At 54.5% G+C, this 20,112-nt stretch carries 17 protein-coding genes and 2 pseudogenes; 16 read left to right on the top strand and 3 right to left on the bottom strand.

Annotation, left to right across the window (positions count from 1 at the left end):
* Positions 1 to 12 precede the first annotated feature (12 nt).
* The 13 genes and pseudogenes from JIO00_RS15115 to JIO00_RS15170 all read left to right on the top strand — a co-directional run bounded on the left by JIO00_RS15115 (position 13) and on the right by JIO00_RS15170 (position 16,192).
* Positions 13 to 951: a carbohydrate kinase family protein gene (locus JIO00_RS15115; protein WP_200666129.1), complete on the top strand. Its 939-nt coding sequence runs from the start codon at positions 13 to 15 to the stop codon at positions 949 to 951.
* 382 nt (positions 952 to 1,333) lie between these two features.
* The gene (locus JIO00_RS15120) at positions 1,334 to 3,382 is read left to right on the top strand and encodes a type VI secretion system Vgr family protein (RefSeq protein WP_200666131.1); all 2,049 of its coding nucleotides are present in this window, start codon (positions 1,334 to 1,336) and stop codon (positions 3,380 to 3,382) included.
* On the top strand, positions 3,373 to 4,239 hold the full coding sequence (locus JIO00_RS15125; protein WP_200666133.1) for a DUF4123 domain-containing protein: 867 nt from the start codon (positions 3,373 to 3,375) through the stop codon (positions 4,237 to 4,239). The genes JIO00_RS15120 and JIO00_RS15125 overlap by 10 nt, the downstream gene beginning before the upstream one ends.
* Before the next feature lie 29 nt (positions 4,240 to 4,268).
* On the top strand, positions 4,269 to 7,826 hold the full coding sequence (locus JIO00_RS15130; protein WP_200666135.1) for a LysM peptidoglycan-binding domain-containing protein: 3,558 nt from the start codon (positions 4,269 to 4,271) through the stop codon (positions 7,824 to 7,826).
* Between the two features lie 15 nt (positions 7,827 to 7,841).
* Positions 7,842 to 8,819: a tetratricopeptide repeat protein gene (locus tag JIO00_RS15135; RefSeq protein WP_200666137.1), complete on the top strand. Its 978-nt coding sequence runs from the start codon at positions 7,842 to 7,844 to the stop codon at positions 8,817 to 8,819.
* A gap of 89 nt (positions 8,820 to 8,908) precedes the next feature.
* Positions 8,909 to 8,986, top strand: a pseudogene (locus tag JIO00_RS29830) (DUF2790 domain-containing protein); the annotation flags it as partial.
* A 169-nt stretch (positions 8,987 to 9,155) separates the two neighbouring features.
* Positions 9,156 to 10,340: pseudogene (gene tssI / locus JIO00_RS15140) on the top strand (type VI secretion system tip protein TssI/VgrG); the annotation flags it as partial.
* Positions 10,337 to 11,188, top strand: a complete 852-nt coding sequence (locus tag JIO00_RS15145) for a DUF4123 domain-containing protein (protein ID WP_200666138.1) — start codon at positions 10,337 to 10,339, stop codon at positions 11,186 to 11,188. The pseudogene tssI and the gene JIO00_RS15145, both read left to right, overlap by 4 nt.
* On the top strand, positions 11,181 to 12,017 hold the full coding sequence (locus JIO00_RS15150; RefSeq protein WP_234452886.1) for a hypothetical protein: 837 nt from the start codon (positions 11,181 to 11,183) through the stop codon (positions 12,015 to 12,017). Before JIO00_RS15145 ends, JIO00_RS15150 begins: the two co-directional genes overlap by 8 nt.
* A complete protein-coding gene (locus tag JIO00_RS15155; protein WP_234452887.1) occupies positions 11,968 to 12,813 on the top strand; it encodes a hypothetical protein in 846 nt (281 codons plus the stop codon). Before JIO00_RS15150 ends, JIO00_RS15155 begins: the two co-directional genes overlap by 50 nt.
* Before the next feature lie 11 nt (positions 12,814 to 12,824).
* Entirely contained in the window at positions 12,825 to 13,535 is a 711-nt protein-coding gene (locus JIO00_RS15160; protein WP_200666140.1) for a hypothetical protein, read from the top strand.
* A protein-coding gene (locus JIO00_RS15165) for an IS3 family transposase (protein ID WP_200666142.1) occupies positions 13,528 to 14,690 on the top strand; the annotation gives its coding sequence in 2 pieces (ribosomal slippage) (positions 13,528 to 13,783 and positions 13,783 to 14,690; 1,164 coding nt in all). Before JIO00_RS15160 ends, JIO00_RS15165 begins: the two co-directional genes overlap by 8 nt.
* A gap of 8 nt (positions 14,691 to 14,698) precedes the next feature.
* Positions 14,699 to 16,192 carry a lipase family protein gene (locus tag JIO00_RS15170; protein ID WP_234452888.1) on the top strand — a complete coding sequence of 498 codons (1,494 nt, stop codon included), beginning with the start codon at positions 14,699 to 14,701 and terminating at the stop codon, positions 16,190 to 16,192.
* Positions 16,193 to 16,274: 82 nt separating this feature from the next.
* Here the strand turns inward: JIO00_RS15170 and JIO00_RS15175 are convergent, their stop codons facing one another.
* Positions 16,275 to 16,571: a hypothetical protein gene (locus tag JIO00_RS15175; RefSeq protein WP_109630981.1), complete on the bottom strand. Its 297-nt coding sequence runs from the start codon at positions 16,569 to 16,571 to the stop codon at positions 16,275 to 16,277.
* A 509-nt stretch (positions 16,572 to 17,080) separates the two neighbouring features.
* On the opposite strand from JIO00_RS15175, the gene JIO00_RS15180 reads away from it, so the two are divergent.
* Together JIO00_RS15180 and JIO00_RS15185 are read left to right on the top strand one after the other, a co-directional pair.
* Positions 17,081 to 17,347, top strand: a complete 267-nt coding sequence (locus JIO00_RS15180) for a DUF2790 domain-containing protein (RefSeq protein WP_200666146.1) — start codon at positions 17,081 to 17,083, stop codon at positions 17,345 to 17,347.
* A 90-nt stretch (positions 17,348 to 17,437) separates the two neighbouring features.
* Positions 17,438 to 17,833: a hypothetical protein gene (locus tag JIO00_RS15185; RefSeq protein ID WP_200666148.1), complete on the top strand. Its 396-nt coding sequence runs from the start codon at positions 17,438 to 17,440 to the stop codon at positions 17,831 to 17,833.
* Here JIO00_RS15185 and JIO00_RS15190 read toward each other — a convergent pair.
* Positions 17,830 to 18,099: a DUF1652 domain-containing protein gene (locus tag JIO00_RS15190; RefSeq protein WP_145307658.1), complete on the bottom strand. Its 270-nt coding sequence runs from the start codon at positions 18,097 to 18,099 to the stop codon at positions 17,830 to 17,832. The two genes, JIO00_RS15185 and JIO00_RS15190, sit on opposite strands and share 4 nt — an antisense overlap.
* A 386-nt stretch (positions 18,100 to 18,485) precedes the next feature.
* Between JIO00_RS15190 and eco the strand changes: the two genes are divergently transcribed.
* Positions 18,486 to 18,968 (top strand): serine protease inhibitor ecotin, encoded by a 483-nt coding sequence (gene eco, locus JIO00_RS15195; RefSeq protein WP_200666150.1) that lies wholly within the window; start codon positions 18,486 to 18,488, stop codon positions 18,966 to 18,968.
* A 15-nt stretch (positions 18,969 to 18,983) separates the two neighbouring features.
* On the opposite strand, the gene ilvA is transcribed toward eco, so the two are convergent.
* Positions 18,984 to 19,997: a threonine ammonia-lyase, biosynthetic gene (ilvA, locus tag JIO00_RS15200; protein WP_200666152.1), complete on the bottom strand. Its 1,014-nt coding sequence runs from the start codon at positions 19,995 to 19,997 to the stop codon at positions 18,984 to 18,986.
* Positions 19,998 to 20,112 lie beyond the last annotated feature (115 nt).

Consider the following 20,112-nt stretch of genomic DNA (forward strand, 5'->3'; position numbering starts at 1 on the left):
GAGCGAACAACTATGTATCTGGTGTGTGGCGAAGCGCTGTTCGATTTCTTCAGTGAAGACGACGCCGGCGGCCTGGCTTCAAAAGTGAATTTCAAGGCAATTGCCGGCGGTTCGCCGTTCAATGTGGCGGTTGGCTTGCGGCGATTGGGCGTGGAAGCGGCGCTTTTTGCAGGACTCTCCACCGATTACCTTGGCCGACGCTTGCAGCAAGTGCTGCAGGACGAAGGTGTGCGCCCGGATTACCTGGTGGACTTCGCCGCACCTACCACACTGGCAATGGTCGCGGTCGGGGCCAATGGCTCGCCGCACTACAGCTTTCGTGGTGAAGGTTGCGCGGACAGGCAGCTCAGAACTGAACATTTGCCTGAGCTGGGCCCGCAAGTGCGTGGTTTGCACATTGGCTCGTTCTCCCTGGTGGTGCAGCCGATTGCCGACACGCTGCTGGCGTTGGTGCAGCGTGAAAGCGGAAAACGCCTGATCAGCCTTGATCCGAATGTCCGACTCAATCCTGAACCGAATATCGACCTGTGGCGTTCGAGGATTGCGACGCTGGTTGAGTTGGCGGATCTGATCAAAGTCAGCGATGAGGATTTGAGTCTGTTGTACCCCGAACAAGATCCGCAGCGGGTGATTGAAAGTTGGTTGCAGCATCGCTGTCAGTTGGTGTTCCTGACCCGAGGTGGTGAGGGTGCCACGGTGTTCAGCCGCACTCAGGGTTCGTGGTCAGTACCGGCGAGCTCAGTGAAAATCGCTGATACCGTGGGCGCGGGCGATACGTTCCAGGCGGCGTTGATTACCTGGTTGACCGAGCAGCAGCTCGATTCGGTTGAAGGTGTTCAATCCCTTGAGCGCGGGCAAATCGACGGGATGTTGAAGTTTGCGGTACAGGCAGCGGCGCTGACGTGCAGCAAGACCGGCCCGGATTTGCCGTATCGGCAGCAACTCAACTGACAGATCGTTCCTACGTTCCGCGTGGGAATACAGCCCGGGACGCTCCGCGTCCAAAGCGGACGCGGAGCGTCAGTGAGGCATTCCCACGCAGAGCGCAGGAACGATCAACAGGATCATCGGCAATGGCGGCAGCAGGCTTTTATCGGTCGAAGAGGACTTTAGTCTGGAAATGACTGTTGATTCTTGGCCACCTGGAAGGTGTGGCGCAGTGATACCCAGGAAAAGATAACTAAAAATCCCCTGCATTCATTGGCCGAAACCTTGTATCTAAGGGTTTTCCCGATAGCCCAATGCATCCACTCCTACGCCATTTGCGCCTTGAACGTGGCGGTTTAATCCTGCACCATCCGCACCAGCTTATTCAAAGGACGGAATTAAAGGCATGCTGGACGCGAACGCAACCCATATTTCCCTGACGCTGGAAGGCGTTTCCGTTGACCTGCAAGTGCTCAGCTTCGTCGGTCGCGAAACCCTCAATCAACCGTTCTGTTTCGACATCGAACTGGTCAGCGCCCGTCCCGACCTGAAACTTGAAGAGTTGCTGCACAAGCCTGGCTGCCTGACCTTCGGCGCCACCGGCAAGGGCATCATTCACGGTCTGGTCTATCGCATCGAGCAAGGCGATTCCGGCAAAAGCCTGACGCGCTACAGCATCAGTCTGGTCCCGCAACTCGCTTACCTGCGCCACAACCATGACCAGCAGATCTTCCAGCATTTAAGTGTGCCGAAGATCATCGCCCAGGTACTGGAGGCGCGCGGCATCCTGTCTGACGCTTACAGTTTCCAGCTCGGCGCGATCTACCCCGAGCGCGATTACTGCGTCCAGTACGACGAATCCGACCTGCATTTCATCCAGCGTCTGTGTGAAGAGGAAGGCATTCACTTCCATTTCCAACACAGCGCCAGCGGCCACAAACTCGTCTTCGGCGATGACCAGACGGTGTTCCGCAAACTCGCACCCGTGGCCTACCAGCAAGACTCCGGCATGGCCGCCACGAAACCGGTGATCAAACGTTTCAACCTGCGCCTGGAAACCCGCACCACCCGCGTCAGCCGCCGCGACTACGACTTCGAAAAACCACGCATCCTGCCCGAAGGCGCCGCCAAGAGCGCTCTCGCCCCGGACCTCGAAGACTACGACTACCCCGGCCGCTTCCTGACCCGCGAGCGCGGCAAACAACTGGCCACCCGCGCGCTGGAGCGCCATCGCAGCGATTACAAACTGGCCGAAGGCAAAGGCGACGAGCCAACCCTCGTCAGCGGCCACTTCATGGCCCTGAGCGAACACCCGCGTGCCGAGTGGAACGATCTCTGGCTGCTGCTCGAAGTCGTGCACGAAGGCAAGCAGCCGCAAGTGCTCGGCAAAAACGTCACCAGCGACGTCACCCATAACAAAGACGATTTCCATCAGGGCTACCGCAACCGCTTCCTCGCCACCCCTTGGGACGCGCACTTCCGCCCTGCCCTCGAACACCCGAAACCGAAAGTCCTCGGCAGCCAGACCGCCATCGTCACCGGCCCGCCCGGCGAAGAAATCCACTGCGACCAATACGGCCGCGTCAAAGTGCAATTCCACTGGGACCGCGACGGCCAGGCCAACGACACCACCAGCTGCTGGCTACGCGTCGCCACCGGCTGGGCCGGCAGTGCCTACGGCGGCATCGCGATCCCGCGGGTCGGCATGGAAGTCCTCGTCACCTTCCTCGAAGGCGACCCCGACCAACCGCTGATCACCGGCTGCCTGTTCCACAAGGAAAACGTCGTCCCCTACGACCTGCCGGCAAACAAGACCCGCAGCACCTTCAAAACCCTCAGCTCCCCGGGCGGCAAGGGCTACAACGAGTTCCGTATCGAAGACAAGAAAGGTGCGGAACAGATCTACCTGCACGCCCAGCGCGACTGGGATGAAAACATCGAGCACGACCAGAAAATCCGCATCGGCAATGAACGCCATGACACGGTCGAGGCCAATGTTTTCAGCGAGTTCAAGGTTGAAGAACACCGGATTACCCATCTGGACCGAAAGACTGAGGCGCGGGCGGATGATCACCTGACCGTGGCGGTGACCCAGCATGTGAAGATCGGCACAGCGCAGTTTGTCGAGGCGGGTCAGGAGATTCATTACCACGCTGGCGAGAAGGTGGTGGTTGAAGGCGGAATGGAACTGACGGCGAAAGCTGGCGGAAGTTTCGTCAAGGTTGATGCGGGGGGCGTGACGATTAGTGGGGCTGAGGTGAAGGTGAATACCGGGGGCTCGCCTGGGGTGGGTACGCCTGCTGCGCCGTTGTTGCCGGGGCCGATGAAGGTGGCGGATGCGGATGTCGCGGGCAAAGCGCCTCTCCCCAGCCGCCTCAACGAATCGGGTATTACGCCGTTGTGCGGCAAACAAAGCAACGGCGCCTGCAGCCGTAAGGATTGCACATGCATGTGACCGCCATGAACACCCTGCTGGCCGCACCTCGTTACGGATTCGAGTCGCTGCCCAGGGAACAGTCCAGTCAGGTCCTGTGTTTCATCATCGATCGCGCACGCCAACCCGAGGCAATGTCGCGTCTGTATCGCATCGGCGAACCGATGAATGCTCAAGCCTTGTACAGCAGCACTGACTTTGCGGAAATCGCCAATGACGGTCCGCTCTGGCTCACAGCACCTTGGGGCAGCCGATTGGCAGTCGAAGCCACGCGCTTGTGCGAAGAAAATCACTCGGGCATTGCCCTGGTCGCAGAAGACGCCACTCAGGCACTCGCACACGCGCGCTGGTTGCTACGAGCCAACGACGGTTCCGGCGGCCAAAGCCTGTTGAGTTATCACAAACCTAGCCTGTGGGCTGCGCTGGCCTACACCGCAGGCGACACGTCCATTCAATTGTTCGGTCCTTGGCAAGCAGTGTATAGCCCTGCCCCGAGACACTTCGGCAAAGAGCGCGGCGCGTGGCTGTCCTGGACGGCGAAGTCGGAACTGAAGTGGCGTGGCGATGGCCCGGCGTTCAACCTTCCCGACAACGCAGCAAAGATTCAAGCGCGGCTGGGGTGGTTGTACTGGGTCGATGAGCAATATGCAGCGTTCGGTAAGCCCGGTGATGACCGGATCAATGAAATTACCGAGAACCTGGACCTTTTGCTCAAAAACAACATCTACGAAGGTGATCACTTGCTCAAGCTCGCCTCCGTCGTCGACGGACCGCGGCTTGAAACACAGCCAGAAGCAATGGCCATCCTGCAATCCAGGGAAGAGTCGTTCATCAAGGTTGAACAGCTGATGCAAACAGCATCCGCCAATCCCCAATGAACCCGACGCAACAACAGAACGGAAGCACCATGGAAATTACCAATCATTCAGTCAATCCTGGTGAAACGCTCAGCCAGATTGCTACTCGCTACAACACCAATGTTGCGCAACTGCGCCAGATGAATCCATTCATTACCAACCCGAGTGCGATTAAACCGGGTTGGAATCTTAGTGTTCCCAAGAGTGCTCAGGCTGAAGCGGTTGCAAAACCAGCGGCCCCTTCAACGGCAGCTTCCCAACCTGCTCCAACAGCCGAAAGTGCAAGTGCGCCTGGCCCTAAGCCCATTGACTTGGGGCCGAAAAAAGACTTTACAGAAACGTGCGCCCCCAGCTTCAAGGATCAGCCCAAGCCTTGTTCCAACACGTACGGCACCGCAATTTATGCAACTGACGAAGAAGAGTTTTGGTTACTGCCCGAGCGCGCCGCCTCCTCGATGAAGGAGGCGATGCACGCTCTGGAGAATCAAATTGCCCCGAGTAAATCCCGCGATGAGCGCCTCAAGGGATTAGATGACAGCGGATTACTGAATTACTTCCTTGAGCCAAAACTGAGTAATTTTCTCGAGGGCGAACAGCGCCAGCGAATGGAGGAGATTGAAGCTCAGGAACCGAATATCGAAATGGACCCAGGAATGGTCCTTCGCAGCCGCCAAGAAGTAAAACGCGCAAAAGAAAAGGACGCACCAAAGGCCGAAACGCCGAAAACCGATACTCAGCGCTCACGTATAGATCAGCTTCAGTCGGATATCGATACTCAGAACCGTATCCGGGATGATTACAGCGAGCTACGCAAGTTACGCAGCGAGTGGTTGGCGCTAAAAAAAACAGCTATTGCCGCCGCCGAAAAGAAGGGTCATACGTACGAGAACGGTACGTTGTTCGCTGCCGGGGCAATCGAGGCTCGCGCTCGCGTCCAAAATTACCTGGAGAAACGCAAGGCGCTGATCAGTGAAGGTGGCATCAAGCCACAGGCTCAGGAAGATATCGCCAAGCTCCTTGAAACTGACAAGAAAAAGCGTGATGAACTGCAGAAGTGTTTATACACCTGCGAAGGCGATACATACGCCTACCTGGCGTGGAAGCATGGCGAAGCCAAGTCGTTTGCCTATCACGAATACACCGACGCGATTATCAAAGTAGCGGAATACGGGATCGCCTTACCTGAGTACGCATTGATCAGTGGCGATGACATCACTACAGGTATCGAGCAGTTCAAGTTGTATCTCGATACGGAAAAACAGCAATCGGAAATCAATAACCGCTTGCGTGAAAAATACAAAAACTGGATCGAAGCGACGGGTCAAAATGCCCAGGCACCTGCCGGTCTGGTCGAAGCCGAACGTGCCGAATGGGACCGTTTGCAAGTTGTAAAACAGGGCTTACACGAAAAGGCTCAACAAAAAGTCGCTGCTGACCCTATTCGACGTCACTTATTATGGGAGCCTGAACAGTTTGAGCCTCAGCCGGTTGATCGGCTTGTCAAAGATGGCTTTCCGCTAAGAGAGGTCAGCACACTGGCTACAAGCGGCACGCCGTTGAAGTGGTTCAGTTTGCTCAACCTCAAGGGTGCGCCAAACCTTCTTGAGGAAGACTTGAAAAAAGCCGGCAAGAGCGCAAAAAAAATTCTTGAAGGCATCCCAAAAAATGGTGACGGTGGTGCAAATAAAAACAGCGCGCAGAAGGTATTTGGCCAGTGGCTGGCAAGCCAGGGCGCGCTAAAAATTGGAGATCAAGCCGGCGATTGGTTTGATACCAATGGTTGGTTCAATATCGACAAGTTTTACAGCTTCTTGCAAACCAACGGCTATAAAGTGACTCAGCTTGAGGATGCCGGTGCGCGAAAAGAATGGGGCGAGCATCTAAAGCAGGTCGTATTCAAAAAGAGTGTTCGTGGTGAAGTGAGGCTTTTCGACAAGAGCCAGCAGGCGCAATTTGTCCGCTGCCTTGCGCCGCCGCAAAAAAAACTGCATGGCGAAGTGAAACTGGAAGGTCCCTCCTTCTCTGCCGCTGAAGGCTTCAAGACGTCGGCCAGTGCGTCACTGAGCTTTGACTTGGCTCGAGGTGAAGTGGAACTGCTTAAAATCGACATGCCGACTCGCGAAAAAGCCAAGGATGTGACGGTCGATTACTATCTCGAAGGTAATCCTCAACTTCAGACCTTGAACCTCGGCCGTATGTCCTTCCATTTCGGTGCCCGTGCGTGGGGATACGCCGGTGCGTCGCTCATGCTCGCCGGTAGTATTGAGCTGGTCCCTATAGGCGGCAATACCAAATATGGCGCGACACTCAGCCCTGTCAAACCGGCACAGCGCGAAGATACCGAAGCAAAGGCCGAACGGAAGACCTACGAAGAAACGATCAAAACCAAAGCCGACAATGGTGATACCAGCCCTACCCCAGACCTTGAATACAAGTCCAAGGCGCTCACGGCTGTCGATACCAAATCAAGTGGCCAAGTCATGTCCGGCAAGGCCGCCAACGTACAAATTGAAAATGGCATAAAGGCCAACTTCAATCTGTTCGCCGGCGTGCAAGCAGGTATCCAACTGACAGGGGCTTTGAATTGGGCTCCGCCTAAAGCATTGGCTGTATTGCGGGCAGGACCCTCCACCGGAATCAATAACAGCAAGGAGGCTACGAGCGCTAGCCAATGGCTAACGCTTGCCAACCTCAGCGGATCTTTAGGTGCTGCCTATGGCGCGGGCTTGCAGGGCAATGCTGGAGTTTCTCTGGATAAGGGTAAATTCATTCTCAATCTTAAAGCAACGGTTGTTCTTGGGCCGGGTGCAAGTGGTAGTTTCAAATTTGAGGTAGGTTACGAGGCTGTTGTAGAGCTTATCAATATTTATCGACGTGAGCTGTATAAAGCTAAAGGCGCTTCTATTAGCTGGATTACTCCAGAGGCTGCTGAACAGGCTTCTGCACTGAACATGCTCGGTGCGGTCGGGTTGGATGTTGCAATGATCTATATGATGGGCATCGACGTTATTATGAATCTATATGACGCGATGACCAGTAGTGGAAAGGGAGGGCCCATTGCAGACACTATTATTGAATATGAAAATCAAGCCGAATTGCAAAAATGGTTTATGGAAGCAGCTCCCGCGGCCTTGGGCCCCCTCCTTATGACGCTCAGTTCTGAGCCGGAAGAGTTTTCAGTAATTTCAACGAACCAAGACACAAGTGAAAGTAAAAGTACCGATCGTAAGTACGTAAAACAGGAAGCACGTTTGCTCCAACAACGAGCTCTCGACAGAGTGATTTATTGGGTAGGATCAACGGCGGATGGCGCAGAAGCGTTAACCAAAGCTCAACAGCTATTTGAGGACGCTTGTAAATGCATGAACAAACTAGGCGTCGCACCTAAAGAGTCCGGGCAAGCGTATTGTGAGAATAGATACAGACTAGATAATTTTATGGCAGTTCCTGTACTTAGCATGGAACGTGCGGAAGGCGTTAAAGCTCGGGCCCGCTATAAATCAAATGTGAAGAAAATGGGTCAGCGTATAGACGCGTTCTGCAAGCTGGACTTTCGGGAAAATAGCTATATCCCGATGACCACCATGAAATATTCCGGCCCTTTATAATCGAGTCAACTAAATATGTTAAAAATGAAAAATGCCGTTTGCATTGCCTTATCAACCCTATTCTTTAGCTTTGTGGCGCAGGCAGAAGTATCGACACAGCAAGTGAAAGCAAAGGAAAAGGGTATTGAGCTTTACAATCAATTCAAAGCCATATCTGCAGTCCCCTATCTGAAGGCAGCAGCGGAAGGTGGCGATCGTGAAGCACAGTACTACTTGGGCGAAGCGTTACGCAAAAATAACAAATATATAACTCCAGAAGCTCAGAGCGCGTATGAAGCCTCTGCTCGCCAAGGTGATATATATGCAATGATAAGATTGTCTCAGCGCAATAACGATCTCTGCGTTGAGATGAACAACTGCTCAGGTGAAAAAAAATCGCCAAACGAGTGGTCCAAAAGTGCCTTAGAGGCTGCTACGAAAGAAGCTGAAAAAGGTGACGCCGAGGCTATGTATTTGATGTACCGGATAACCGGAGACGACAAATGGTTTGAAAAATCCGCAGACGAAGGTTTTGCGCTAGCGCAGTACTATCTAGCGGCGGATTACCGTGAAGGTAAAGGTTTCTTCCTGACACCTTCAAAACGCGCGGAGATGGTCGAACGCTGGATGAAGGCATCTGCGGAGGGTGGCAACCCTCAAGGTATGTTGGCGTATGCCGCGATTCAGGGTCGAAAAAAGGACTGGGAGCAATTCAGGTCGTGGAATGAAAAAGCAGCAATGACTGGATATGTCAGCGCTGTATATGGTTATGGCTCTTACTTAGCAGGACAATCGCCGGAATACGGCTTTAAGGAGGATCTAGTAACAGCCTATGCATCCATTTCCTGGGTGCTTGAACTAGACGGTGGGGGCGGCATGCGAGAATTTGCACAAGATGAACTCCCGGAAATCGCGGCAAAAATGACTGGGGAACAGATCGAAAAATCAAAAAAAACCCTGACGGAATGGAAAGCAACCCGCCCACCACTATCCTTCTTCCCTGACAAGCTATGAACTATTAACACTATGAAAGCGTATTTTTTCGTAGCCCTCTTCGCGATCGGTTTGTCCTCAGAGGTTAGCGCACAATCTACTTCGGACCGAAGTACATCGATACGTCAGGCAAGCCTGAAGAAATCAGCTATCGGAAGCTTTCTGACGCTTGCAGTTATCAGAACTGACTGAAAGGCCTGATTTTGCACTTTGCGGTACTCCTGTGAGGGATCAGGCGCTATGCTTTGGCGCCTCCCTCACTGCCGCAAGGATCCGCCATGCAGTTATCGTTTCGTATCGTGTCGGCCTTCACTTCCCTCCTCTGTTTTTACTGGCCCTGGTCTGGGGTTTGATGCCGTGGCCCTGAGCGAACACCCGCGCGCCGAGTGGAACGACCTCTGGCTGTTGCTCGAAGTCGTGCACGAAGGCAAGCAGCCGCAAGTGCTCGGCAAAAACGTCACCAGCGACGTCACCCACAACAAAGACGATTTCCATCAGGGCTACCGCAACACCTTCCTTGCCACCCCGTGGGACGCGCACTTCCGCCCTGCCCTCGAACACCCGAAACCGAAAGTCCTGGGCAGCCAGACCGCCATCGTCACCGGCCCGCCCGGCGAAGAGATCCACTGCGACGAATACGGCCGCGTCAAAGTGCAATTCCACTGGGACCGCGACGGCCAGGCCAACGACACCACCAGTTGCTGGCTACGCGTCGCCACCGGCTGGGCCGGCAGTGCCTACGGCGGCATCGCCATCCCGCGCGTCGGCATGGAAGTCCTCGTCACCTTCCTCGAAGGCGACCCCGACCAACCGCTGATCACCGGCTGCCTGTTCCACAAGGAAAACGTCGTCCCCTACGACCTACCTGCGAACAAGACCCGCAGCACCTTCAAAACCCTCAGCTCACCGGGCGGCAAGGGTTACAACGAGTTTCGTATCGAAGACAAGAAAGGTGCGGAACAGATCTACCTGCACGCCCAGCGCGACTGGGATGAAAACATCGAACACGACCAGAAAATCCGCATCGGCAATGAGCGCCATGACACGGTTGAGGCCAATGTTTTCAGCGAGTTCAAGGTTGAAGAACATCGCATCACGCAACTGGATCGCAAGACTGAAGCGCGGGCGGATGATCACCTGACCGTGGCGGTGACCCAGCATGTGAAAGTGGGGACGGCGCAGTTTGTCGAGGCGGGTCAGGAGATTCATTACCACGCTGGCGAGAAGGTGGTGGTTGAGGGTGGGATGGAACTGACGGCGAAAGCTGGCGGGAGTTTCGTCAAGGTTGATGCGGGGGGCGTGACGATCAGTGGGGCTGAGGTGAAGGTGAACACCGGGGGCTCGCCTGGGGTGGGGACAGGGATTCAGATTTTGCCGCCCGTCATCCCGTGGGCCGCCGCTCAGGACAAAGCCGGCGCCCTGCTCGTCCCGGCCGCCGTACAAATGGCCATGGCCAAAGCCGCCCGTGCGGCGGGCGACATACGCTGCCCGATTTGCGAAGCCTGCCGTGAAGGCAAGTGCGATCTGGGGACTGCAGCATGAGCGACGCACTGAACAACTGGCTCGGCGAACAGGCAAAACTCAATCGCGTGCTGATCCTGGCCCTGGACAGCCTCGCTGACCCGAACCCGGTCACTTCGCTCTACAGCGCCGGATTGATGAAGCGCTCGGTGCAGCTCTATCGACGCACCCAGTACGCCGACTTCGCCGCCATCAGCCCCTGGTTCACCGAACTGCACGAACCCAACGCCGATGCCTTCCGCAAACTGCTGGACGACCCGCAGCGCAACTGGGGTTGGATCGGCAGCATGGAAAAAGCCGATCTCGACGGCCTGACCCAACACTGGCAAGCGCGGATGGTCATTGAGGAAGACGGCGAACGTTCGTTGTTCCGTTTTCAGGACAATAGGGTGATTGCTCGATGCCTCGCTAACTTGAGCGAAACCGAATGGCCGTTGCTGTTAGGCCCGATCAGCAGCGTGCTGTATTGGGACGAGGAGCAATGGAAAAGCGCCGATAACGCCCGCCCCGGCATGTACCCGGTGCCCAACCCCGCGCCGTGGTTGCGAATTCCAAACGCGCCGGAGCGTACCCGCAGCATCTTGCGCGAAAACCTGAAACGTTGGCTGCTGGTGTACCACGTCGAGGCCACCGCCAAACTCTCCGAAACCCGCAATGTCCGCGAATGGCTGGAAGAACAGATGGACCTGCTTGAAACCTGGCAATGGAACACGCCAGAACAACGCGAATTCATGCTCAGCCTGAGACTTGATCCCAAATGCGCAGAAGACGTGGCTTGGCAGCCATTGCCGAGTGAAACCCCAGAGCAGCATTTTGCGCGGTGTCAGCGGGTGTTTGATGCGAGTTTGGGCAAACCAGAGCGTGAGTAAGTTTGTGGCGGCTGGCATAACAGCGTTTGCGGCTGAACACTTTTCTGGATGCTTGCCTTTGTTCCTCGCTGCGGCGGGCGTGATGGTGGCTTCTGGCTGTTCGGCCATCAAGCCTGCCGATAGTTTTACGTTGCTGACGGAACTGCCACCTGGGTTCAGCATTAAAGGTGAAGCTTCCTATGTGCCTCGTACGGGGGAGATGTGTTCAGTGCCTGCGAAGAAAGGCAGGAACTTTCCGGGGTTGAAGTTTTTTGAGCAGAAGCTGAGCGCTGGTGCACAAACGGCGCGGTTTGAAGTTCCGCTGACGAGTACGGAAGGTGGTTGTCCTTTGGTACTAAAAAGTTTCGGATATGAAGTAGACGCAAAGTACGGAGCTGCTCGGCTCAATTTAGGTAGGGATTACACGGGGATTGCGTTTCAGGATGGAATCGCAGACAGCCAAAATGCACCTTCTCCCATGGTATTGCAGAAACAGTGTGAATGGTTTTTTCGTACGGTAGGGCCCAAACGTTACATAGCAAAAATTCTGGAGTGTAAATCTGTAGCAACACCTGAACAGGAAAACGGCACAGTTGCAAAAGGTCCGCTGCAACTTGCTCAGTTGGTGGGAAAGACGGTTAAAGTAGTTTTCGCTATTTCAAGCGAAGAGAGTCCGGCTATGGGTGATAACTGGGTGAAATTCCCCACTGGCTGGAAGCGCTGCATGGGGGAAAGCCTCGAAGACCCTTATGCGTTTTGTAATGGGAACATAACCGATTTCAAACCTTTCAAAATGCCGGATGGACGTGATTGCACCGTCTATCCCAACTGCACTGAACAAGGACAATAAAATGTTTTTTCGAAACTTTTTCACTGGATTTGTTCGAGCTGCGGCCATCGGCTTAGGGGCGCTCGGGACTGCAGGATGCTCAGTCGCACAACAGGATAGCTTCACGCTGATCACTGAACTGCCACCCGGATTCAGCATTAAAGGTGAAGCATCCTATGTGCCTCGTACGGGAGAGAGTTGTACAGTCCCACCTCGAAAAAGCAGAAGCTACCCCGGATTGAAGTTCTTCGAGCAAAAGCTTAGTAACGACGCCCAGACAGCGCAATTCGAAGTACCGCTAACCAGCATCGAAGGGGGGTGCCCCTTGGTGCTTGATACCTTCGCGTATGAGGTTGATGCCAAATATGGTGCTGACTTCCGGAATGTAGGTAGGGCACACACAGGGGTTTCGTTTGAGGATGGAAGTTTAGAAAGACCAAGACCTCCCGAAACCTTGATAAAGCAAAAGCAGTGTCAATGGTTGTTTCGCACCGCTGGACCCGATCGTTACATTGTGAAAATTTTGAAATGTAAATCTGTCACAGCGGCCAACGAGGTGAGTGACGAAGCTGAAAATGGTCCCATACAACGAGCAAAGCTCGCGGGTCAAATGATCAAAGTTGTATTTTCAATTGCCACGGAAGAAACCCCATACATGGGAGATACATGGGTTAAATTTCCTGAAGGCTGGAAACGGTGCATGGGAAAGAGCCTCGAAGATCCTTATGCGTTTTGTCGCGGCAATACTACCGATTTTAAGCCCTTTAAAATGCCAGATGGACGTGATTGCACCGTTTATCCCACCTGTACTGAATAAGGATATTTTTTATGGAGCCGAAGGCGCCTTGCAATCCACTCTTAAGTGAAAAATCAGGAGCATGCCCACTGCGTGGCGACTGGATTAGTTTTCAAGTAGTAGATGAAACCGGCAATGGAAAGTCTTACGCTGGGCTCTCCTATGTCCTTCAGGATAGTGCGCATCAAAAATATTCCGGAGTACTGGACGCTGATGGAAAAGCGAAGGTTTTCAACCATTATCAAGGCCCCGTCGTACTGACCCTTGACGCCCCTTATATAGGAACTGATGATCTTTATTCTGTCCTTTCGCAGCGAGAAAGCTACCCCATTCCCATCACAGAATTTCAGGTAAAAGCCGAGAAAACACGTTTTGTACGGAAAGACGGTTTACGCGTTGAGAAAAATCCTGCAAAGGAAAAGGCAGACCAGTTTTTTCATGTCGAAGTGAAAGACTTGGTGAAATTTACTGCTCACCTGCCACCCTGCTCTCCTAGAAAATACCCTCCAAACCAAAGTTTAATGAAAGCCATGGGCGACCTCGGGTTCGGACCAATAGAATCGGAACTCTATGGAATTGGCCTAATACCTAACAAACATACCGTTCTTGAAGTACGCCCACTGCGCGCCTTCCGCCCCATGCTGTCGAAAGACAACGCATTCAGCGCATTGTGTAGTGGTCTAATGAAACCGGACACCCATTTAGGCGAGAATGCTCGCCAGATCGAGGTGTCAGATGACTAAACAACGCCGCTCCTTTACTCCTGAATTCAAGCGCGAGGCTGCCGACCTTGTGCTCAAACAAAACTACAGCTACATCGAAGCCAGCCGTTCACTCGGCATTGGTGAATCGGCATTGCGCCGCTGGGTTGACCAGATTCAGAAAGAACATAAAGGCGTCACCCCGCAGAGCAAGGCACTGACTCCGGAACAGCAAAAAATTCAGGAGCTGGAAGCCCGGATTGCTCGGCTTGAGCGAGAGAAATCAATACTAAAAAAGGCTACCGCGCTCTTGATGTCGGAAGATCACGAGCGTTCGCGCTGATTGACCAGTTGAGGGCACATGAGCCGGTTGATTGGCTGTGCAAGGTGTTTGACGTCACTCGCTCGTGTTACTACGCCCAGCGCCTGCGGCGCCGCACGCCGGATGTTGAACGGCTTCGATTGCGTAGTCGCGTCAGTGAGCTGTTCTCGCAAAGTCGCAGCTCTGCGGGCAGTCGCAGCATCCTGTCGCTGATGCGTGAAGACGGTGAGCAACTCGGTCGATTCAAAGTGCGTAGCTTAATGCGCGAGCTTGATTTAGTCAGCAAACAACCCGGCTCCCATGCCTACAAACGAGCAACAGTAGAAAGACTGGATATCCCGAACACATTGAACCGCGAGTTCGACGTGCCAGCGCCCAATCAAGTCTGGTGCGGCGATATCACCTACATTTGGGCGCAAGGAAAGTGGCATTACCTGGCTGTCGTCCTGGATCTTTGTACGCGTCGGATCGTGGGCTGGGCGCTGTCGGAAAAGCCAGACGCTGAGCTGGTGATCAAAGCGCTGGATATGGCTTACGAGCAGCGTGGCAGGCCTTCGGATCTGCTATTCCACTCGGACCAGGGATCGCAATATGCAAGCCGACTCTTTCGCCAGCGGTTGTGGCGATACCGCATGCGCCAGAGCATGAGTCGACGAGGAAACTGCTGGGATAACGCACCGATGGAGCGCGTATTTCGCAGCTTGAAAACAGAATGGATACCGACCGTGGGCTATCGAACTGCGCAGGAAGCACAGCGCGATATCAGCCATTTTTTGATGCATCGCTACAACTGGATTCGGCCTCACCAATTCAACGAGGGGTTGGCACCAGCGCGGGCCGAGGAAAAACTTAACGTCGTGTCCGGGATTAGTTGACCACTACATTGAACCTGTATCAACTGTCTCTATTTTCAAGCTTGAGCTACTGTAATTTTGGTCAAGAGCCTGCCGAAAAACCAATCGACACTGTAACGTTTCCATTGGATCCGAGCGTCGGGCATATGTTTGGTAATAGCCTTGCCAGTTACACAGAGTCTTGGAAAATCAACTCAACCCAGACATTAGCTTACTATCCACTTTATGAAGATGTGCCTTACTCCAAGCGTTTCGAGATTTTGCCGTTCGACCCCACATTATACAAAAAAAACAATCGTGAATTAGGCCCAAATCAAGAGCATCCCGCCACGTGGCACTTCTTCGATGATGGCAAAGCCGAGGGCGGCACCAATACTCAGGCCTTCATAACCCACCATGACGAAATTATTCTAATCTCCGTTCGAGGAACGTTAGAACTAGTGGACTTCGTGCGAGACACAGATGCAGAGCAAGTTCCTATTACGGGTGGCATAGGTAAAGCGCACAAAGGCTTTTACGATGCCTACCGAGCAATGAGTACTTTTATACTTACCTATCTCGATAGTTTTCACGTAGACCAAAAAGTGATTATTTGCGGTCATAGCCTCGGCGGAGCCATTGCGACTTTGCTCGCTGAAGCACTACGACGCGATACCAAAAAATACGACGTCCTTCTCTACACCTACGGCTCCCTACGAGCCGGCGACGCCGACTTCGTCAATGGCGCGGCAGACTTGGCCCATCACCGCATGGTCAACAGCAATGACCCGATTCCAAGTGTTCCCGCGCCATGGATGAACACCCGCAAAAGTATCTGGATGCCCGGCGTGGTCCTCAGTTTTGTCACCGCCCCTTTAGGCGCACTTATTTTCGCTATAGGCCTGTCGCGAACTGGCGGTGCTCCATACGAACACCAGGGTAATCTGCACCATTTCATGCCCGTTCATTTTAAAGGGCGCGAGCAATCCGCGGTTCTCTGGGACCCAGGTTGCGACTCCATCGAAGAGGCGGCTTGCACCAAGGCATTGAAAAAGTTCGGCGATATGCCCGACCGTGATGCTTTTGTGATGCAACTGTTCCAGATGAGCGATCACTACATGGTGCCCTCCTACATTCCGTACGCTTGGGCAACATTGCGCCGCTGGCAGCAAACCCAGGAAAGCGGGACTACCGTGGTTACCAAAACAGAGTACGACCAGGTTTACTACCAATTGCAAGAGATGCAGGAGCGGCTGAAGGCGAAAGAAGCTGAACTGAGGTTCGTTTACCAATCTGACCGTCGGCAGTACCAGCAAGAGGCAAATGTGTTGAGAGCAGAAATTGGACGGCTTGATACATCAAGACAACGGATTCACACCCTTAGCTTCCTCAAACTAGTGCCTGAGGACATCTACGGCTCCGCCACTCAAGCGCCGGAACATAAAATCAACGTAGATCGCTGGATGGCAAAAAAAGAAAACAGTGTCGAGGTCCAGCTCGCGATGATTCCTGATGCAAGCAGCAGTGACCTGAGGACAGCGTAGTTTTCAGGAATGCTTTAACTCGGTACGCGTGTAAACAAGCCAGTGTCCGCAGGAGACTGGCTTGTTATGTACCGCAGTGGCGTCAGACCGGTGCCTTCCACCCCATCATCCGCTGTTGGGCAACCTGCAATAGGTCGCAGCCGTCCTGAGTCAGAAGGTAAACCGCATGGGTAATGTGCGGGATATCCTGAACATCGCCGTGCTTGAAGCATTGGCAGTGGAGCGTTTCAAGCAGCTGACTGGAGGCCCGGACCCGCTGTAGAGCGGCTTCGAGGATGTCTTGAGGATTGGCTTCGGTGTCGATCACCAAAGGACTTGAGTCGGTAACGCTGCTGTTGATTGAACGATAGCGATCGGGAAATGCGTTTAGCGTTGTCATAGTAAGTTACTCATCTGTTTTGAAGTAACCGCCCCACCGTGACCAAACGATGGGAGGCGGACTGTATACAGGCTTGGTCAACCGAGAACAGTAACTCAGCTCGCCCGAAGGCGTCCTGCACACAGCCGCCACAACGATGCGCCATAAGGACGTAGATGTCCGCGACGCGAATCATGGCACACATATGTGCACTGTTCTCACAGGTGACCAAACCTGTCCGCTGATTTTGCAGCGAGCCCAAACAGTAGTCGCTTCACCCCATCCGGCGAAAGTCGACAAGGCGTCTGTCTTTGTAGGACCAAGCCGAAGACTTCGTAGACGCTTTCCTAACGAATCATCCGACAGAAAAAACCTCGCGACAGGCGGCATTCAACCGGGTTAACCATCGCTTAACTCCGCGGTCCAAGACTTTACTGGACCGCACGCCCTCAGGTTCCTCTGACGCCCAGTGCGGCAGGTTCGACGCTCAACCGTCGAGCCGACTCAACGCCTGCACTGGAGATCGCCCCATGAACATCCGTATGCTGCTGATGACTTCCGCCCTCGCCTGCACCGCGTTTACTGGTCTTGCGCAGGCCAATGACACGTCGTCCTCGCAAGCCACCCCCTATCACTACGGCATGCCGCTGAACATCGGCAAAGTGGTCGCGCTGACTGAGCCGAACACGCTGGAATGCAAAGTGATCACGGCCGACATGAAGTACATCGATACGTCAGGCAAGCCTGAAGAAATCAGCTACCGGAAGCTTTCTGACGCTTGCAGTTATCAGAACTGACTGAAAGGTCTGATTTTGCACTTTGCGGTACTCCTGTGAGGGATCAGGCGCTATGCTTTGGCGCCTCCCTCACTGCCGCAAGGATCCGCCATGCAGTTATCGTTTCGTATCGTGTCGACCTTCACTTCCCTCCTCTGTTTTCTGCTGGCCCTGGTCTGGGGTTTGATGCCGGATGGGCTGCTGGCGATCTGGAGTATTGAGTATTCGTCTGTGGCAGGGTTTGTCGCGCGACGCAGTGCAGTGCTGTTCGCGGCGTTGGGCGTGATGTTTTATCTGGTTCGGAACGAGGCGCCGTCGGTCACCCGCAATGCGCTGAGCACCGGGTTTACCGTGGGTTGTTTCGGCTTGGCGATACTGGGTTTTGGCGAATGGCTCAATGGCCATGCCGGGCCGGGCATATTGCTGGCGGTGATGGTCGAATCGGCGCTGGGACTGGGGTTTGTCCAGGCCCGGCGCGTATCAGCAGAACTCGAAACGGCTGGTTAAAGCGCTTTCCCGGCGGGATGCAGTGGTCGATTCTCTTCCTGATGCTGCATCTCAGAGCGTAGACCGGCAATCAGGTCGTTTATTTCACGGCAACCGTTCAGGTGCTTGGCATCTATCCCGGTCTTTATCAAATCAAGGTGATCGGTTTTGCGGTCTGAATACACCTTGACGGTCATCGACAGGTCCGGCGACAGCGTGCACTGACAGCGCTTCGGCAGAAAACTGCTTTCAACGATATTGCGAAGTTCCAAGGCAGAAAGAAACATGGCGACTCTCTCCTGATTGTGAGACTGCCAGAAAAATTCAACGTCGGTCCGTGGTGAAATCTCCCGCCGTTTCTTCCGTCGACGGAGTTTCTACGTTTCACACAGCAGACCGTCCTTGTGGTTAGAGCTGACTCAATAATGTCCTGGTCAACTTAAGATCTGCTTGAGCATAAAGCATGCCGCAAATTTCGCCGTGCAGCTCATCGGTAAATCAATGATTTAACGGACATGCCTGAAAATGGCCTCATGCAATCTGCAAGAAAGGGCAGTTTGAACCCTGCAATTTGCATACATTCCCGACCGGGTTTGCATTGGTGGCGGTCGGCAGTAAGAATGCGCCTGCCAATCCAGTATCCGCTGACCCTACTCACACGCAAGGAGGCATCATGGGTTCTTTGACCTGTATCAATACCGTCGGGCTGATTGTTGCCAGCCTTTCCAGCGTGGCCTGTGCGGCAAAGCTCGAAACCGTCGCGCCGTTCCCTAAACCGGAAAGCGGTTTTACCCGCCAGGTCATTCATGTAGCGCCGCAGCCACAGGAAGAAAACTTCCAGGTCGAGGTGCTGGCGGGCAAGACGCTGACGGTGGACTGCAATCGCCAACGTCTGGGCGGTATCCTTGAGGAAAAAAACCTTGAAGGCTGGGGCTACCCCTTTTACCGTCTGGAAAAAATCATCGGCCCGATGAGCACGATGATGGCCTGCCCCGACGGCAAGAGTAAAAAGGCGTTTGTGCCGGTGGTCGGTGACGGCTTCATGCTTCGTTACAACAGCAAGTTGCCGATCGTGCTCTACGTGCCCAAGGACGTCGAAGTCCGCTATCGGATTTGGTCGGCGTCGGACAGGGTCGAGAAAGCCGTTCAAGAGTAACCGCAGCGCCCCTCCTCACGCTGAGGCGTCGCTCAACGCGGCGCGCTCGGCGACATGCCGCAGGCTGTCAAAGTTGATATTGGCGCCCGAGTCGATCGCGATCAGGGTTTGACCACGCGCACCGGTTTGAGCGACGTACTTCTTGATGCCGGCCACCGCCAAGGCACCGGAGGGCTCAGTGATCGAGCGGGTATCGTCGTAGATATTCTTGATGGCGGCGCACAGTTCGTCGTTGCTGACGGTCAGCACTTCATCGACGCAAAACCGGCAGACCTCAAATCCATAAACGCCAATCTGCGCGACGGCCACGCCATCGGCGAACGTGCCCACGGTGGGCAGGACGATCCGCTCGCCTGCTTGTAACGCCGCGTACAGACACGCGGAATGTTCTGATTCGACGCCGATGATGCGGACTTCCGGGCGCAGGTATTTGACATACGCCGCGATGCCGGCGATCAGACCTCCTCCACCCACCGGGACGAAGATCGCATCCAGGGGGCCTTGTTGCTGGCGCAGGATCTCCATGGCCACGGTGCCCTGCCCGGCGATTACGTCCGGGTCATCGAAAGGTGAGACGAAGGTGCAACCGGTTTGCTCGGCGAGGCTCAGGGCGTATTCGAGGGCGAACGGAAAGCTCTCGCCGTGCAGCACGGCCTCTGCCCCCCGACTGCGCACCCCGTGCACCTTCAATGCTGGTGTTGTGCAAGGCATGACAATCGTCGCAGCGATCCCCAATTCACGCGCCGCCAACGCTACGCCTTGGGCGTGATTGCCCGCTGAAGCGGTGATCACGCCCCGAGCCTTTTGCTCATCGCTCAGTTGCACCAATTTGTTGTAAGCGCCACGGATCTTGAAGGAAAAGGTCGGTTGCAAGTCCTCACGCTTGAGCAGGATCTGATTACCCAAGGCCTCGGACAGCGCTGGCGCGGGTTGCAACGGTGTGCGCACGGCCAGCTCATACACCGGCGCGGCGAGGATCTTTTTCACATAGTGCTCAAGCAAGGCCTGCTGGGCGGGGGTGCTGCTCATGGTCGTCTCCTGACATTGATCGGGGCCCAGGAGACAGAAAGTAAAAACCCGCCTCTAGGGCGGGTTGGGTGCTGCAGTCGTGAGCTAGCCCGCCAAATAAGGAATGGCGGTAATA

Origin of the sequence: Pseudomonas sp. SW-3, from assembly GCF_016615645.1 — a bacterium.
Classification (GTDB): domain Bacteria; phylum Pseudomonadota; class Gammaproteobacteria; order Pseudomonadales; family Pseudomonadaceae; genus Aquipseudomonas; species Aquipseudomonas mandelii.